This is a genomic window from Flavobacterium sp. 2755 (assembly GCF_031455715.1).
Taxonomy (GTDB): domain Bacteria; phylum Bacteroidota; class Bacteroidia; order Flavobacteriales; family Flavobacteriaceae; genus Flavobacterium.
Window position 1 is genome coordinate 337782 of record NZ_JAVDTG010000005.1, and the last position, 14266, is coordinate 352047.

Below are 14266 nucleotides of genomic sequence, written 5' to 3' on the forward strand. Positions count from 1 at the left end.
GTAAAACCCTTAAACAAATCAATGTTTAAGGGTTTTGTCTTTCAGAGTTAAGACTTTACAGTAATTGTAATTTCTTCTCTTTTTGTCTGTCTATTAGCGAAGGCTGTTCAAAATAAGAAGTAAGTTCTAAGGAATAAATGACGCTGGTAATTTTCCATTTGCCGTCTCTTTTTATTAGAGTTAAATATTTACCGCCAAAATTGGTCATTTTATTATCGGCCCAAAAACTATAATCCATTGTTACGGCGGCGACAGTTCCATCTTCAATAATATGAATATTATCAAACTTATCTTCGGTAGATTGATAACGGAATAAACTTCTCATAAAACCCTTATAAGTTCCGGAAAAATAATTCGATCGGGCTTTTTCTTTTCCGTTTGTTTCTATTTCTTTATTTTGTGATTTATCCATAAGCGCAGCGCACCAAGTTACAGTTCCTTCATTAAATAAATCGTAAAACGCAATGGAATCTTTTTTAATCACACTTTCGCTGTACTTTTCTATAATGACATTTATTTCTTTTTTGTTATCTGTTTTTTGCTGTGCATTTGTATTTTGAATGAAAATCAAACAGCCCAAAATCAATGGTTTTATATGTTTCATTTTTCTAATTTTATACGATTATGAATCAGTTTGTATTCAATAGTTAATCCTTCATAACCGTACGCATCAGCTTTCATTTCTTCGATTGCCGTATAACTTACGGGATGAATTCCGCCTAACCGAAGTGCCAACGCCTTGTGAACAGCATCGATATAATTGGCTTTATCGTTTTTTAGATTAGTAGAATCGGAAATTTTAATTGTAAGATGAAAGCTTTTTGTTTGTAAATCTTCCAGCGATTCAGAATTAATAAACCAAAAATTGTCTGGAACAAATGATACCGTTACAACCGTAACTTCGGGTTTTTTATTCAGCACTTTTTTGGTAAGGCCGCTAATAATTACCGCTAATTCTTTTGCTAAAGCTGCGTCTTCTTCGCCGCTGACTTTTAAATTTATAATAGGCATACTTCAAATATTTAATAATTAATGAAGTACAAAGCTCATTATAACAGCAGACTTATTTATTGATGTATGTTAAGAGTTTTATTCTGCTTAAAGACTCCGGTTTAATTCCTAAATAGGAGGCAATATGATATTGCGGAACTTTTTGCTCAATTTCAGGATAAAGCTTTCTGATCATTTCCAATCTTTCGGCTGCAGAATTTTTTAGGAAAGAAGTTTCTCTTTTACATTTTCGGATGAAATAATTATCAGAAATATATTTAGCAAGTTTTAAATAATTAGTGTCTTTTTCGATTAACGAATGAAACTGCTTATGCGTGATGTAATATAATTCAACATCGGTTAAAGCTTCTATATTACAGTTTGTTGGCATTTGCGTTAAAAAACTCGTGTACGCACTGGCAAAACTATTTTCGAGATAAAAATCATTATTAAATTCTCCGTCATTATTTTGCACATACGATCTTAAGGTTCCCGAAATCACGATAGCAATAAAATCACAGACAGAACCTTCCTGAATTAAATGTTCTTTTTTCTTCAGTGTTTTAAGATGCAATTCTTTTAGGAATTCTTCAAAATGATTGGAACTTAATCCTAAAGTTTCGGTAAAAATAGCGCGTAGTGATTCCATTACTAATTGATGTACAATAATCTATGTAAAGATAACGTAATCTCACTTTAATACGCCAAGAATTCCGCTTATAAAACACGAAACAATAAGCGAATCATCCATCATTTTGTAAATTTATGGGGAAATATGTGAGTCCTCTACCAATAAGTAAAGTTGAAAACAATAATTCCACTTAAAAAATAAATATTGATGATTTTATAATGATAATTTCCGGGTTTTTAATCTTTGTAATTTTTAAAATAGATTCATCTGATGTTTCAAATGAGAAAAATAAAATAGACATGAAGAAAGAGTTTGGGAAAGTTTTGCGAGGTTTTGCGGTTGATTAGAAAACATCGTTAAGCTTGATTAGCAGTAGCAAACTCTGAAATTTTTTTAGTTATAAATCTTTTCTGTTTTTTACGATAAAGAGTTTGATTAATTAGAGTTATTAGAATAACAGCAATAGTGAGAATCCTAAATGTTTCAAAGAAAAAGCCTAAAACTAAAAAAAGAGAACCAATATATAGTAGAATTCTAAAATTATAATAGGTATAATAAAGTGTTTTATAAGTTTCGAAATGTCGGATATAAAAGAAACCTTCTGCGGTATAAGCAAAGCTATTCATTTGACTTTGACCATTAAATAAATTGTTTTTGAGCACAATCTTATTGTTTATAATAGATACATCGCTTATTTCTTGTTTAATTAAATGATGTTGCAAATGTGATAAAAATAATTCATCATCATAATTGTCATTTATTTTAAATTTAAGGGTCATTTATATTTGATTTTTATAACTTATTTTATTCGGTTTTTGGGTAATTATCTAACGCAGAAACTTTATTTTTATCTATTTCTAAATAGTTTAAAATTCTAGATAAAAAGAGATCTGATACAAATTGCCCTCTAGAATAATCTATAAAGTATTTTCCATTAGGTTTAAGTATAATTCTAGAGGAAAGAATATCAATATATTCTTCTGTTCCATATTTATCTCTTGTCATAAATTCTATAACAATTGTTCCATCATATGGCTTTGTGGGTAAATTATTTTTTTCTTTTAACAGAAGTAATTCATTGCATAAAGAAGTTATTTCTTTTTTGTCTTTAATTTTATATTCCTCGATTCCCCCAAAATTATCGGTGGCTCTATTTTGTATATGAATCTCAGATATAGAATCTAATAATTTTTTATCAATACGATTTCTGGTGTTACAACTTATGAAGACACATAATATGCTTAAGAAATAAAATTTATTCATTGTTAGTCTTCTTTTTGTGAATTTGTAGTCTGTAGTTTATAAATGGAAAAATTTCGGATTCTCGAAGATGAAAAGAGTTAGGTTTCATTATCATCACATTTTCTAACCAACATATCTTCATTAAAGATCTTTTTGTTTTTTCTATATTCCTGATCAAAATCGTCAAGCTGAATATTATTAAAACATTTTATCGAACTAATATCATTTGGACAAAAAATAAACTCTAAGTACGGTGGTTCATTATTTTCAAGCCCCTTAAATGTTAGAATCTTATCTTTTATAAGTTGTTTTGGAATTTGTTGATTAATCAGTTTTTCATCATAATTTACAAACAGAATATTAACTCCCTGAATTTTTTTATACTTATGGTTAGTGTGAATTTTATAAGGAGTGTTGGGTGAAGATAAATTAATTATAGTATGACTTGAAGTTTTTTTTAAACTGCATATAACTAATTTAGCGCCATAAGTTTTTAATTTAAAAATAGAATCTTGTATTCGTTTAATATTTTCTACATAATAAACAGATTCTTCCAAATTACTTTTTTTAGTTTCACAACTAGTAAATGCTATAGAAATAAGGAATGTAAATAAAGTGCATATAATTTTTTTTGCCATTTAAATATATTTTAAAAGCCCATTATTTTCACTTACTCTTCTTCAAAGCATCCAGCAATTCCACCATATCAACCACGCCATAAGTAGACGAATAATCAGAAACGGCATAAGGTAAAATCAAACTATTATTGTGAATAATCGCCCCGCAGGAATACACCACATTTGGAACATAACCTTCGCGTTCGTCTTCAAGCGGAGAAAGCAGCGGTTCGCTAAGTCTTCCAATTTCTTTTGACGGATCATCAAGATCAAAAAGTGACGCGCCAATGCAATAACGACGCATTGTACCAACGCCATGTGTAATAACAAGCCAGCCTTCTTCTGTCCAAAGCGGCGAACCGCAATTTCCTATTTGGGTAAGTTCCCAAGTATAACGCGGTTGCTGCAATAAAATAGGATTGTTCCATTGTGTTGCGCGGTTCGAATACATAATGTAATTGTTTACACCGTCGATTCGGGCGAGCATGGCATATTTTCCTTTTATTTTTCTTGGAAACAAAGCGAGGTTTTTATTTTGAGCGCCTTCTCCGTGTAAAGGCATAACTCTAAAAGAATAAAAATCTTCTGTAGAAATTAGTTTTGGTAAAATCGCATGACCATTATAGGCGGTATAAGTAGCCATAACACGAACAGAATCGTCATCATCGGTAAAGCGAACAAAACGCGCATCTTCAATTCCGCGGCTTTCAGAATCAGATATTGGGAAAATAACACGCTCCGTAATATCAGAATCGTGTTTGAATTGCAAATCGTAAAAAGAATTGGCTAACCAAAGAATTTCTTCGAGCGCAACTCTTCTTTCCTGACGAATCAGCGGATCGCTCAATGCGGTAGCGAGTAAATTTTTAAGAACAGCAAATTCAAATTCATCTGGCAGGCCCTGCATGATTTGATCGATGTATTTGTCCTGGGTATGCATTTCGATCAGCTTAGTCAAAAAGCGCTCTTTATTGAATAAAGTTTTGTGTTCAATTTCGGCCTTATCAATATGATGACCAATTTTCATGATCTGCAAATTGTTATCTCTGTCGAGAATTCCTCTTCTAAAAACAATCGATGAAATATGGCCTTCGCCCGTGGCACGAAAAGAAATAATAACACGTTTTTCACCGACTTCCAATCCCGACTGATCAAAGTCTTCTACAATTGAGGGATTAAAAATGGCAGCAGATTCTATCGCATATTCCATGGTACAATAGGAGCCAATAAGCATTTTTCGATTCAGAGACATGGCTTCATAATCGACCTGCATGGCTTCGATAATAGGTCTGATTTTTTCGCAGTGTCTAAAAAATATAGCCGAAATATTGCGATGGCGTCTGGCAAATTCACGAAGAGTCTGCTCTAAAGTTTCCAACACTTGTTTTTCATCCAATGTCATAATCCGAAGCACCATTTGCTGGGTTCGTTCATAACCGTTCATAAAATATCGGGCAACAACTCTTCTGGAATCTGGGGTGAATTTTATACTTTTTCGGACTACTGATACTCGCATAGTTTTGTTTTTTTTAGTACAATGAGTAAGTGGGTTTTCTAGTGTTAGAAAAATTACTTTGGGTATAATTTGTTTCAAAAAATTTAGAAATAAACCTCATAAATAGGGTGGTATTAGTTCTAATTCTATAACAAGTTAATGATTTTGGTTACTAAAAAAAACTTTTTTATGAACTATTTGGCTGTGTTTTCTTTCTCCATTTATTTTAAAAGGATATCAGAGTTCAAAGTTTAAACTACTGAAGGCTCTCTGTATTGCTCTATAAAAGCATTTAGCGCTTTAGAATGGAGTTCTTCATTTCGGTAAACTAATAAAGTTGTCATTGTGTTCAACTCTTTGCTTACCGGAAAAGTTTTTATATTCCTGCCGCTGTAATACGTATTAATTACTTCTTCGGGAAGAATACTGATTCCTAAACCTGCTTCAACAAAATTGATAATTCCTTCAATAGAATTAAGAACGGTGCTTTTGTAGCGCGTGATTCCTTTTGAACTTAACCAGGTTTCAAGTCTGGATCTAAAAACACAGCCTTTTTCAAAAACTACAATTTTTAAAGGATCTTCGTTTAGGATATCTTCTAATTTATTTGTTCCCGACGGAGAAAGTATAAGAAGCTTTTCGTTGCGCACAACTACTTGTTCCAGTTCTGGAATATTTATGGGTGCTATAACAAATGCGGCATCCAGTTTATAATTTAATACATCATGAACAAGTGTTGATAATGCTGCGGAATGAAACTCAAGTTCAACAGCAGGGTAACTTTCACTAAAACTATTAATAATATCCGGTGCTTTTAATGCCATTGTGGTTTCAATACAGCCAATGCGTACCGTACCTCCAATTTGATCTGAATTCTGAATATCATTTTTTGCATCATTTAATAGGTTTCCTATTTTCTTCGCATACTTTAATAATGTTTCACCGGCTTCCGTAAGTACAACCTTGCGGGAAACTCTTTTGAAAAGCTCGGTTTCAAATTCTTCTTCCAGACTTTTTATGCGCGCCGTAACATTCGATTGTACGGTAAAAGTAGCTTCTGCAGCTTTTGTAAAGCTTCCGAGTGTTGCGGCAGCCTCAAATATTTTAAGATCATTACTATTCATAACATCATTATTAGTGATTAATATGATCATAACATATCATATTTAGATATCAAAAATACAAAGTAAATTTGTATCAAACAATTGAAAATATGAAAAACACAATTAAATCTGCAGCGCTAATATTGACTTTAACAGCGCTGCCCGGAATTGATGCAAATGCACAAGAAAAATCTTCTGCATCAAAAAGTAATACTGAAATTCAGGCAACACATTTTAATACCACAAAGGTAGACGGGCTGAATATTTTTTATCGTGAAGCAGGCCCAAAAGATGCGCCAGTTGTATTATTACTTCATGGATATCCAACTTCATCGCATATGTATAGAAACCTGATTCCTATTTTGAGTAAAAAATATCGCGTGATTGCACCAGATTTACCTGGATTTGGTTATTCTGATGCGCCAGATCATACGCAGTTTGCCTACACTTTTGATAATTTGGCTAAAACAATGCAGGGTTTTATCGATCAGCTTGGTTTAAAACGTTTTGCGATTTATGTATTTGATTATGGAGCGCCAACTGGTTTTAGACTTGCTTTGGCAAATCCGGAAAAAATTACGGGAATAATATCTCAAAACGGAAATGCTTATGAAGAAGGTTTAAGCAGCGAATGGAATCCAATTCAAAAATATTGGAAAGAGCCGACACAAGCCAATCGTGACGCGCTTAATATTTTTGTTTCTAAAGAAGTTACCCAGTTTCAATACTTTCACGGAGTAGCCGATAAAAGTCTTATTGCTCCAGAAACTTATACGCTGGACCAGCACTTTTTAGATCGTCCGGGAAATGTTGAAATTCAGCTTGATCTTGTAAAAGATTACAGAACTAACGTGGCGCTTTATCCAAAATTTCAGGAATATTTTAGAACTAAAAAACCAATGATATTAGCAGTTTGGGGTGATAAAGATCCTTACTTTTTACCTGCCGGCGCAAAAGCGTATAAAAAAGACAGTCCAAATGCTGAGGTGAAATTTTACGATACCGGACATTTTGCACTTGAAACACACGTAAACGAAATAGGAAATGATATTTTAAAGTTTCTTGCTAAACTTCCTAAATAAGACGAAACAACTTTTCAGTCTTAATAAAAAAACAGCCCAATTAGAGGCTGTTTTTTTATTATATAAATTAAAGATATCTTAGTTTTTCTTCTTCAATATCCAGATAATGCATTTGTCTGCGAATAATAGATTCGTCTAAAGTCTGATCTTCTTTATTTCTGTTGATGAGCCATTGTCTCTGCTGATTTAATAAATCAAGATAAATATGTTTAAGATCCTGACTTATCGATTCATCATCGATTCCTTTAATATGCTGTTCCCATTTTTGAATAAGATGCTGTAAAGAAGTATTATTTTCAACCTGACCGTCATAATTCGTCTTTAAATAGTGTAAAGCAAATTCGGCTAATTCTTGTCTTATTTGATGATAAGCTTCTTCACGAGGAACATCGTAGATATTAGGCAGTTTGATTTTTTTGATAAAATAAGGAAGCGTTAATCCCTGAATCAATAAAGTCAAAAGAATCACAATAAAAGTGATAAATAAGATGAGGTTACGCTGCGGAAATCCGTTGCCATTATTCAAATAAACAGGAATAGATAAGGCTGCGGCCAATGATACAACGCCGCGCATTCCAGTCCAGCCCAGAATAAAAGGCGTTTTATAACCGGGATGTCTTCTGTCGGCAACGGTAATAAAATTTCGGGCAATTAAGGTGACAATTACGGCACCGTAAGAAGATATCATTCTGCTTACAATTAATACAAGCGTAATCAATACGCCATATCCAATTGCGGTTAAAAGGCTTACGTCTTCAAGACCTTTTGTAATTTGGGGTAAATCTAAGCCAATCAGCATAAAGACCAATCCGTTTAAAATAAAACATAAACTTTCCCAAACATTTACGCCTTGTATACGTGATCTGCTGCTCAAAAAACGATGCCTGTTGTTAGACAAAAGCAATCCGCAGCTTACAACGGCCAATACTCCGGAACTATGAACTTCTTCAGCCGCCAGATAAATTATGTATGGCGTTAATAAAGACAGTACAATATCCGCATTAGCATCTGTCGGTAAATATTTATGTGCTTTCATAAAAAGCCATCCAATTAATAAACCAATCGCAACACCGCCAAAAATCATCCAGCTAAAACTCATTGCTGCTTTATAAAATATAAACTGCTCTGTTGCAACGGCAATCATGGCAAATCTGAAAATAATCAGGGAAGAAGCATCATTCAGTAAACTTTCGCCTTCTAATATGGATGAAATTGTTTTGGGAACTTTGACAAATTTCAAAATCGCTCCGGCACTTACGGCATCCGGCGGCGATACGATTCCGCCTAAAACAAAACCTAGTGCCAATGAAAATCCGGGAATAATATAATTAGCCACTAATGCGACTGAAAGTGCCGAAATAAAAACGACAATAAAAGCAAAACTTGTAATAATTCGCCGCCAGCGCCACAACTCTTTCCATGAAATTGTCCACGCCGCTTCGTATAATAACGGAGGGAGGAAAATAAAAAAGATAAGCTCCGGTTCAATGTTTATCGCAGGAATGCCCGGAATAAAACTGATCACCAATCCTGCCAATACTAAAAGTACAGGATAAGCCACTTTTATTTTATTGCCCAGCATAATGAGCAGTAAAATGATAATTAAAAGACCGAGATAAAATGGAAAGTCGTCCAGCATTCGTTTAGTTTAGGTTTCTATATTCAATTGGTGTGTAACCGGTATTTTTTTTAAACATTCGGTTGAAATGCTGCGGATATTTAAACCCTAATTCTGAGGCAATCTGACTAACTGATTTTTCTGTATCGAAAATTCGTTCTTTGGCCAGATTTATTAACTTAAGATGAATGTGTTCCTGCGCCGATTTCCCTGTTTCTTTTTTAATTAAATCTCCAAAATAATTAGAAGAAAGATGCAAATGATCTGCAAAATAGCCAACAGAAGGCAAACCAGAATCTTGAACAATTTCCGATTGAAAATAATCGTTTAACAAATTCTCAAATTTTGATAAAATATCAGAATTGATGTTTTCGCGCGTAATAAACTGTCTGTCATAAAAACGCACACAATGATTTAAAAGCAAATCAATTGTATTGCTTATAATGTTTTTGCTGTGTTTATCAATAGACTGGCTTAATTCATATTCTAATTTACTGAATAAATCTTTTATGATTTGCTGTTCTTTTAAAGATAAATGAAGTGCTTCGTGCGAATCATAAGAAAAGAACGAATATTGATTTATATTTTTAGCCAGCGCAGTTCCTTTTATCAAATCAGGATGAAAAAGCAATGTTAAGCCTGTCGATTTATAATTGTCTGTATTATTAACTTCGAGTACTTGTCCGGGTGCTACAAAAACCATTGTACCATCGTCGTAGTCATAATTATTACGTCCGTATTTTAATTCGCCGCAATGACCCGCTTTTAAAAATACGGCATAGAAACCAAAATGCAGGCGCGTATTATTAGGTAATGCGTTACTATTTGAATTATCAAAAACACTAATTAAAGGATGCTGCGTTTCAACACCTTTTAACTGATTATACTGTGTAACTTGTTCGAGTTTTAATTGGTCCATGATGTATTTATAAAAAATAGCTGCACAAATATACTATTCAGATTCTTAATAACTTAGCGTGATTATTCAAATCAGTAAAAATGGTAATAATAGCAGTAATCTGTATTATATGCACCTGGTTTTATTAAAGGAAATTTGTACTGTTAAAAATAACAATAAACTTTTATATAAATAAAATTATGGAAAAGAGAATATTAGGAACACAAGGATTAGAGGTTTCTGCATTAGGATTGGGCTGTATGGGATTAAGTTTTGCGTATGGTACAGCGGTAGACAAACAACAAGGAATAAAATTAATCAGAGAAGCATACGAACAGGGAATTAATTTTTTTGATACCGCCGAAGCTTATGGTATTGCCAATGAAGAATTGGTAGGAGAGGCTCTGGCTCCGTTTAGAAAAGATGTTGTTATTGCAACCAAATTTGGTTTTAAAGGCGGACAGGCTTTTAACGGACAAGACAGCCGACCAGAAAATATCAGGGCTGTTGCCGAAGAATCTTTAAGACGTTTAAAAACGGATGTTATTGATTTGTTTTATCAACATAGAGTAGATCAAAATATACCGATTGAAGATGTTGCCGGAACGGTTAAAGATTTGATTCAGGAAGGAAAAGTGAAATATTTTGGAATGTCTGAAGCGGGTGCAGCATCAATTAGAAAAGCTCATGCGGTTCAGCCGGTATCTGCTTTGCAAAGTGAATATTCTATTTGGTGGAGAGAACCGGAATTAGAAGTTTTACCGGTATTAGAAGAATTAGGAATTGGTTTTGTACCGTTTAGCCCGTTGGGAAGAGGATTTTTAACTGGAGCAATAACTGAAAGTACCAGTTTTGAAGCTACAGATTTTAGAAATAATCTGCCTCGTTTTAGTGAAGAAAACAGAAAATCCAATCAAAAATTAGTTGATTTATTGTCTGCAATTGCTTCTCAAAAACAAGCAACTCCTGCGCAAATTGCATTAGGCTGGCTTTTGGCACAAAAACCGTGGATTGCTCCAATTCCGGGAACAACAAAATCACACCGATTAACAGAAAATATTGGCGGAGCTTCCATTCATTTATCTGTAGAAGATGTGAAAAAAATTGACGATGCTTTTGCTCAAACTACAATTCAAGGAGATCGTTATCCTGCTCAATTTCAGCAAACGGTAGGGAAATAATTCTGTAGAAAACATAAAAGTGCTAAATTGAAAAATTTAGCACTTTTAAATAACTAACACCATGAACTAAAAAAAAGTATTACATTTTTGTAAGCGGCAGATTAAAATTGACTTTTATTTTATCCGCCACTTTTTTAGAAACCAGTTTTGGAATTTGAATATCAAAATCTTCTGCTTTTACTTCAAAATTTCCTATTACGGTAATCTTGTCATCAGACTTTGAAATTTTAGCATTTGTCGTTATTTTTTTTGTTTTTCCGTGCAGCGTTAAATCTCCCGAAATCTTAACTGCTTTTGCTGTCGCCGAAAGTTTAGAGGCATCAAAATCTTCAATTTTTCCTTTAAATGAAGCTTTTGGAAATTTATCCGATTCTACATAATTTTCATTAAAATGTTCTTCCATTAAGGCCACTTTAAACCGAAATCCTTTCATAAGTGTTAACACCGCAATATCTCCCGTTCCTGAATCTAAAATGGCCGATGTGTTTTTGTTTTCTGCCGCCACTTCTTCAAAAGAATCAACAGAAGCTTCAAACTTTAAGTTTCCTGTTTTTGTCGCATATTTTTGTGCCGAAACATGAAATATTCCAACCAATAAAAATAGCAGTACAATTCGTTTTTTCATTTTCTATCGATTTAATTTTCTAATAATCCGTCCGTACTCCATTGTAGAATTGTATTGATTTTATCCTGAGACATTCTTCCTGCTTTTGGCATTTGTCCCGGAGTTCCGTTTTGACGCTGAATTCGGTCTATCAAATTCGTATTTAAAGTGGCGTCTTTCACCTGAGCATACGTTTCTAAAGGGATAAGCTGGGACTCAGAATTATGACAGGCAATACAGTTGGCATCAATGATAGATTTCACATTAGCGTTGTAAGTAACCGGACCTGTAATAACTTCTGGTTCTTCCAGACTTTCGTAAGTAGTAGATTCGCAGCTGTATAAGGATAATATAATGCCAGATAAGAAGATAAATTTTTTCATATTGTATACTTTTAAAAAACTCTATATAAATTAAATCCAAAGAAAAAATCGCCTTTTCCCCAATCGCCGGTTGCATTGGTCAGGTAGCCGCTCTCGGTCATAGATTGCGAATTCGTAAAAATTAACTGAAAAATATGACCCCCGGTTTCGATGTCCAAGCCCACAGATAATGGATTGTTATAAAAATCAGGTTTATTGAAATTTTCACCATATTCAAGATTTAAAGAAAGCCTTTTGGTTAATTTTAATCTTCCGCCTGCACTTAAAGTAAATTGATTATCGTTTTCATTATCCGGATTATATAGATTTTTATGAAGGAATGAAGGCGCTAATTCCAGGGATAATTTATCAGAGAATTTTCTGGAAATCAAAAGTTGATTCACATAAGTTAATCGGTCAGAAAATTCAATTTTAGGATAATCGTCTTTTTTTAATCCGCTATTAATATCGATCGTATTGTAACCCACAATGTCAAACGGGAATTCGTCGTTTTGTCTCGCTAATCGATATTTAACCGATGTTTCGTAAATTTTTAAAAGTGTATGACGTGATGCACTTACAGAAAGCCAATCGGTTACACCATAAATTCCGCCAATTTTTGTCGTGGCATCATCAAAACCAAAAAATTCAGAGATTCCGCCTTTCACAGAACCGAATCGATGCGATATAACAATATAAAGCTCTTTTTTGGCCGCCATTTTTGTCGACTGTAGCGTAATAATCTGCAGACCTTTAAAAGTGGCAGTTGCGTTTTTATCAACTACTTGTGTTGAGTCCAGACTGGAAAGTAAATCTTCTTGGGCATTCGCATATAAGCAGATTAAAAAGCTGGCTATTAAGAATATTTTTTTCATATTTAGTTTTGTTGTATACTGCATTGATCCAATTTTACAACTCCAAATAAATCATCAAATCCTATACATCTTCCTTTTATATTGATTGGTTTATTGGTGAAGTTCGTTTTTACTATTTCATTCATTTTGCAAAATACTTTTCCGTCAATTACCATTGAAGAATCAGTAACTTCTGTGGCTGTTCCTTCAATTTCAATTGTTTTATTTAAGTATTTTGAATCTGCCTGCAAAGCATTTTTCGCATAGTGGTTTTCTAAGTTTTTAGCAGAAATGGTAAGTATTGATTTTTCATTATTGATGTCTCTGGCATCTTTGTAAATAATGTTTTGGTAGATATAGTAAGGACCAAAACTTACCAAAAGCAGTACGATTAAAATCGTGATTTTTCGTTTGTTCATGTCAATTTGGGATTTAAATTTTACAGTAATGTACCAGAATATACTATTTGTTGAATTTTTTATTTAACACATAGTAACATAGATTTTATACTTAAAAAAGGATAAAAAAGAAACCCGTTTCTTCACATAGTAAGCTCTGTGAATTTTAAATAAATGAAACGCCTTTTTAAGAATCTAAAATCTATGTCCCTATGTGTTTAAATTAATTTACACTTAGTAAGTAAATTATTATGGCGCAACCGCAGCCGCAATATCTTTTACAGGAACCGGCCAAACACCAGGAGCAGGGAAACTAATTCCTTTATTAGCACCTCTTACATTTGCATCCTGCCCAAAATAATACAATGGCCATCCGTTGTAAACCAATTGTGATTTACCAAATACCGTGATAACAGAAAATTTAGTTTTATCAAGAGTAGAAGGAACTACAATTTTGTCTGTCTCATATATTGGCCAAACAGCATTGTTAGAAAAATCTTCTTTTGTGTAGTTGTTTTTCTTGAATTTATCGTTTTTAAAAGTGTACAGCGTAATACCTTTAGCATCTGTAAAATATGTTGTAGCACCGTCTCCAACAGTATAATCTGATTTGTAGTTTTTACCATCATGCCCAACAAGCTGGCTTCTTACAATCATAATAGAATAATCTGGTTTTGCAACAAACCAAACCCCTCCAAATCCTTCTCCACCTGTTTTTCCTGCTTCTTCAAGCTTATTCATCACGCTGCCATAACCATCGTCTGAGCTTGGTGCATAGTAATATAAAGGCCATCCTTTGTAGGTTAATTGTTTTTTAGAAGAGGGAGTAGTAATAGATCCAAAATCTGATAATGTTAATCCTGCACCTAATTTATCTGCAGTTAAATTATCTACATTAAATACTGGCCAAAGTGCTTCACATCCTCCAGTACAAGAAGATTGTCCGTTTGCATCTGTTGAGAAAAAATATAAAGTTCTTCCATCTTTATCTACAAGGTAAGAACCTAATGTAGCGCTTGTAGCAAGGCTAACAGCTTTTTTAACTTCGGGAGTTGGCGGGTTATTATTTCCACCATTGTCTCCACTATCTCCACTGTCACTACTGCAGCTTAAAAAGAAGGTTGTAATTACAAGAGCCGCAGCGAATTTAAGTTGTTTTAATTTCATCGTTTTTTAATTTAAGTTATATAT

The 14266-nt window shown here is 33.4% G+C and carries 17 protein-coding genes; 2 read left to right on the forward strand and 15 right to left on the reverse strand.

The annotated features are described in order from the left end of the window. Positions 1 to 55: 55 nt before the first annotated feature. The 8 genes from J2Y38_RS14280 to J2Y38_RS14315 all read right to left on the reverse strand — a co-directional run bounded on the left by J2Y38_RS14280 (position 56) and on the right by J2Y38_RS14315 (position 6129). Entirely contained in the window at positions 56 to 604 is a 549-nt protein-coding gene (locus J2Y38_RS14280) for a nuclear transport factor 2 family protein (RefSeq protein WP_309843677.1), read from the reverse strand. Next, on the reverse strand, positions 601 to 1011 hold the full coding sequence (locus tag J2Y38_RS14285; protein WP_309843679.1) for a hypothetical protein: 411 nt from the start codon (positions 1009 to 1011) through the stop codon (positions 601 to 603). Before J2Y38_RS14285 ends, J2Y38_RS14280 begins: the two co-directional genes overlap by 4 nt. A 52-nt stretch (positions 1012 to 1063) precedes the next feature. Continuing rightward, on the reverse strand, positions 1064 to 1639 hold the full coding sequence (locus J2Y38_RS14290) for a Crp/Fnr family transcriptional regulator (RefSeq protein ID WP_309843682.1): 576 nt from the start codon (positions 1637 to 1639) through the stop codon (positions 1064 to 1066). A gap of 338 nt (positions 1640 to 1977) precedes the next feature. Then, positions 1978 to 2400 (reverse strand): hypothetical protein, encoded by a 423-nt coding sequence (locus J2Y38_RS14295; RefSeq protein WP_309843685.1) that lies wholly within the window; start codon positions 2398 to 2400, stop codon positions 1978 to 1980. A gap of 25 nt (positions 2401 to 2425) precedes the next feature. Then, positions 2426 to 2884, reverse strand: coding sequence for a hypothetical protein (locus J2Y38_RS14300; protein WP_309843687.1), 459 nt, complete (start codon positions 2882 to 2884; stop codon positions 2426 to 2428). Between the two features lie 77 nt (positions 2885 to 2961). Continuing rightward, the gene (locus tag J2Y38_RS14305) at positions 2962 to 3501 is read right to left on the reverse strand and encodes a hypothetical protein (protein ID WP_309843689.1); all 540 of its coding nucleotides are present in this window, start codon (positions 3499 to 3501) and stop codon (positions 2962 to 2964) included. A gap of 28 nt (positions 3502 to 3529) precedes the next feature. Next, complete coding sequence (locus J2Y38_RS14310) at positions 3530 to 4996, reverse strand: glycoside hydrolase family 130 protein (RefSeq protein WP_309843690.1); 1467 nt, start codon at positions 4994 to 4996, stop codon at positions 3530 to 3532. A gap of 230 nt (positions 4997 to 5226) precedes the next feature. Further along, the gene (locus J2Y38_RS14315; RefSeq protein ID WP_309843693.1) at positions 5227 to 6129 is read right to left on the reverse strand and encodes a LysR family transcriptional regulator; all 903 of its coding nucleotides are present in this window, start codon (positions 6127 to 6129) and stop codon (positions 5227 to 5229) included. A 59-nt stretch (positions 6130 to 6188) separates the two neighbouring features. On the opposite strand from J2Y38_RS14315, the gene J2Y38_RS14320 reads away from it, so the two are divergent. Continuing rightward, positions 6189 to 7160: an alpha/beta hydrolase gene (locus tag J2Y38_RS14320; protein WP_309843695.1), complete on the forward strand. Its 972-nt coding sequence runs from the start codon at positions 6189 to 6191 to the stop codon at positions 7158 to 7160. Positions 7161 to 7227: 67 nt separating this feature from the next. Here the strand turns inward: J2Y38_RS14320 and J2Y38_RS14325 are convergent, their stop codons facing one another. Both J2Y38_RS14325 and J2Y38_RS14330 read right to left on the reverse strand, forming a co-directional pair. Continuing rightward, the gene (locus tag J2Y38_RS14325) at positions 7228 to 8799 is read right to left on the reverse strand and encodes a Na+/H+ antiporter (protein ID WP_309843698.1); all 1572 of its coding nucleotides are present in this window, start codon (positions 8797 to 8799) and stop codon (positions 7228 to 7230) included. A 4-nt stretch (positions 8800 to 8803) separates the two neighbouring features. Next, positions 8804 to 9697, reverse strand: a complete 894-nt coding sequence (locus tag J2Y38_RS14330; RefSeq protein WP_309843700.1) for a helix-turn-helix domain-containing protein — start codon at positions 9695 to 9697, stop codon at positions 8804 to 8806. Between the two features lie 179 nt (positions 9698 to 9876). On the opposite strand from J2Y38_RS14330, the gene J2Y38_RS14335 reads away from it, so the two are divergent. Then, positions 9877 to 10857 (forward strand): aldo/keto reductase, encoded by a 981-nt coding sequence (locus J2Y38_RS14335; protein ID WP_309843701.1) that lies wholly within the window; start codon positions 9877 to 9879, stop codon positions 10855 to 10857. 79 nt (positions 10858 to 10936) lie between these two features. Here J2Y38_RS14335 and J2Y38_RS14340 read toward each other — a convergent pair whose 3' ends face one another. The 5 genes from J2Y38_RS14340 to J2Y38_RS14360 all read right to left on the reverse strand — a co-directional run bounded on the left by J2Y38_RS14340 (position 10937) and on the right by J2Y38_RS14360 (position 14242). Then, positions 10937 to 11482, reverse strand: coding sequence for a YceI family protein (locus J2Y38_RS14340; protein ID WP_309843704.1), 546 nt, complete (start codon positions 11480 to 11482; stop codon positions 10937 to 10939). An 11-nt stretch (positions 11483 to 11493) separates the two neighbouring features. Next, the gene (locus tag J2Y38_RS14345; RefSeq protein ID WP_053472341.1) at positions 11494 to 11844 is read right to left on the reverse strand and encodes a hypothetical protein; all 351 of its coding nucleotides are present in this window, start codon (positions 11842 to 11844) and stop codon (positions 11494 to 11496) included. Positions 11845 to 11855: 11 nt separating this feature from the next. Beyond that, positions 11856 to 12698 carry a DUF5777 family beta-barrel protein gene (locus J2Y38_RS14350; RefSeq protein WP_309843709.1) on the reverse strand — a complete coding sequence of 281 codons (843 nt, stop codon included), beginning with the start codon at positions 12696 to 12698 and terminating at the stop codon, positions 11856 to 11858. A 2-nt stretch (positions 12699 to 12700) separates the two neighbouring features. After that, on the reverse strand, positions 12701 to 13096 hold the full coding sequence (locus tag J2Y38_RS14355) for an OB-fold protein (RefSeq protein ID WP_053472340.1): 396 nt from the start codon (positions 13094 to 13096) through the stop codon (positions 12701 to 12703). Positions 13097 to 13324: 228 nt separating this feature from the next. After that, entirely contained in the window at positions 13325 to 14242 is a 918-nt protein-coding gene (locus tag J2Y38_RS14360) for a hypothetical protein (RefSeq protein ID WP_309843714.1), read from the reverse strand. Positions 14243 to 14266: the final 24 nt, after the last annotated feature.

Excerpts from the sequence above, each read along its gene's own strand:
- J2Y38_RS14340 (WP_309843704.1), bottom strand. The coding sequence starts at position 11,482 with ATGAAAAAACGAATTGTACTGCTATTTTTATTGGTTGGAATATTTCAT.
- J2Y38_RS14335 (WP_309843701.1), top strand. The coding sequence starts at position 9,877 with ATGGAAAAGAGAATATTAGGAACACAAGGATTAGAGGTTTCTGCATTA.
- J2Y38_RS14305 (WP_309843689.1), bottom strand. The coding sequence starts at position 3,501 with ATGGCAAAAAAAATTATATGCACTTTATTTACATTCCTTATTTCTATA.
- J2Y38_RS14310 (WP_309843690.1), bottom strand. The coding sequence starts at position 4,996 with ATGCGAGTATCAGTAGTCCGAAAAAGTATAAAATTCACCCCAGATTCC.
- J2Y38_RS14360 (WP_309843714.1), bottom strand. The coding sequence starts at position 14,242 with ATGAAATTAAAACAACTTAAATTCGCTGCGGCTCTTGTAATTACAACC.
- J2Y38_RS14320 (WP_309843695.1), top strand. The coding sequence starts at position 6,189 with ATGAAAAACACAATTAAATCTGCAGCGCTAATATTGACTTTAACAGCG.
- J2Y38_RS14300 (WP_309843687.1), bottom strand. The coding sequence starts at position 2,884 with ATGAATAAATTTTATTTCTTAAGCATATTATGTGTCTTCATAAGTTGT.
- J2Y38_RS14280 (WP_309843677.1), bottom strand. The coding sequence starts at position 604 with ATGAAACATATAAAACCATTGATTTTGGGCTGTTTGATTTTCATTCAA.
- J2Y38_RS14315 (WP_309843693.1), bottom strand. The coding sequence starts at position 6,129 with ATGATCATATTAATCACTAATAATGATGTTATGAATAGTAATGATCTT.
- J2Y38_RS14290 (WP_309843682.1), bottom strand. The coding sequence starts at position 1,639 with ATGGAATCACTACGCGCTATTTTTACCGAAACTTTAGGATTAAGTTCC.
- J2Y38_RS14325 (WP_309843698.1), bottom strand. The coding sequence starts at position 8,799 with ATGCTGGACGACTTTCCATTTTATCTCGGTCTTTTAATTATCATTTTA.
- J2Y38_RS14355 (WP_053472340.1), bottom strand. The coding sequence starts at position 13,096 with ATGAACAAACGAAAAATCACGATTTTAATCGTACTGCTTTTGGTAAGT.
- J2Y38_RS14330 (WP_309843700.1), bottom strand. The coding sequence starts at position 9,697 with ATGGACCAATTAAAACTCGAACAAGTTACACAGTATAATCAGTTAAAA.
- J2Y38_RS14285 (WP_309843679.1), bottom strand. The coding sequence starts at position 1,011 with ATGCCTATTATAAATTTAAAAGTCAGCGGCGAAGAAGACGCAGCTTTA.
- J2Y38_RS14295 (WP_309843685.1), bottom strand. The coding sequence starts at position 2,400 with ATGACCCTTAAATTTAAAATAAATGACAATTATGATGATGAATTATTT.
- J2Y38_RS14350 (WP_309843709.1), bottom strand. The coding sequence starts at position 12,698 with ATGAAAAAAATATTCTTAATAGCCAGCTTTTTAATCTGCTTATATGCG.
- J2Y38_RS14345 (WP_053472341.1), bottom strand. The coding sequence starts at position 11,844 with ATGAAAAAATTTATCTTCTTATCTGGCATTATATTATCCTTATACAGC.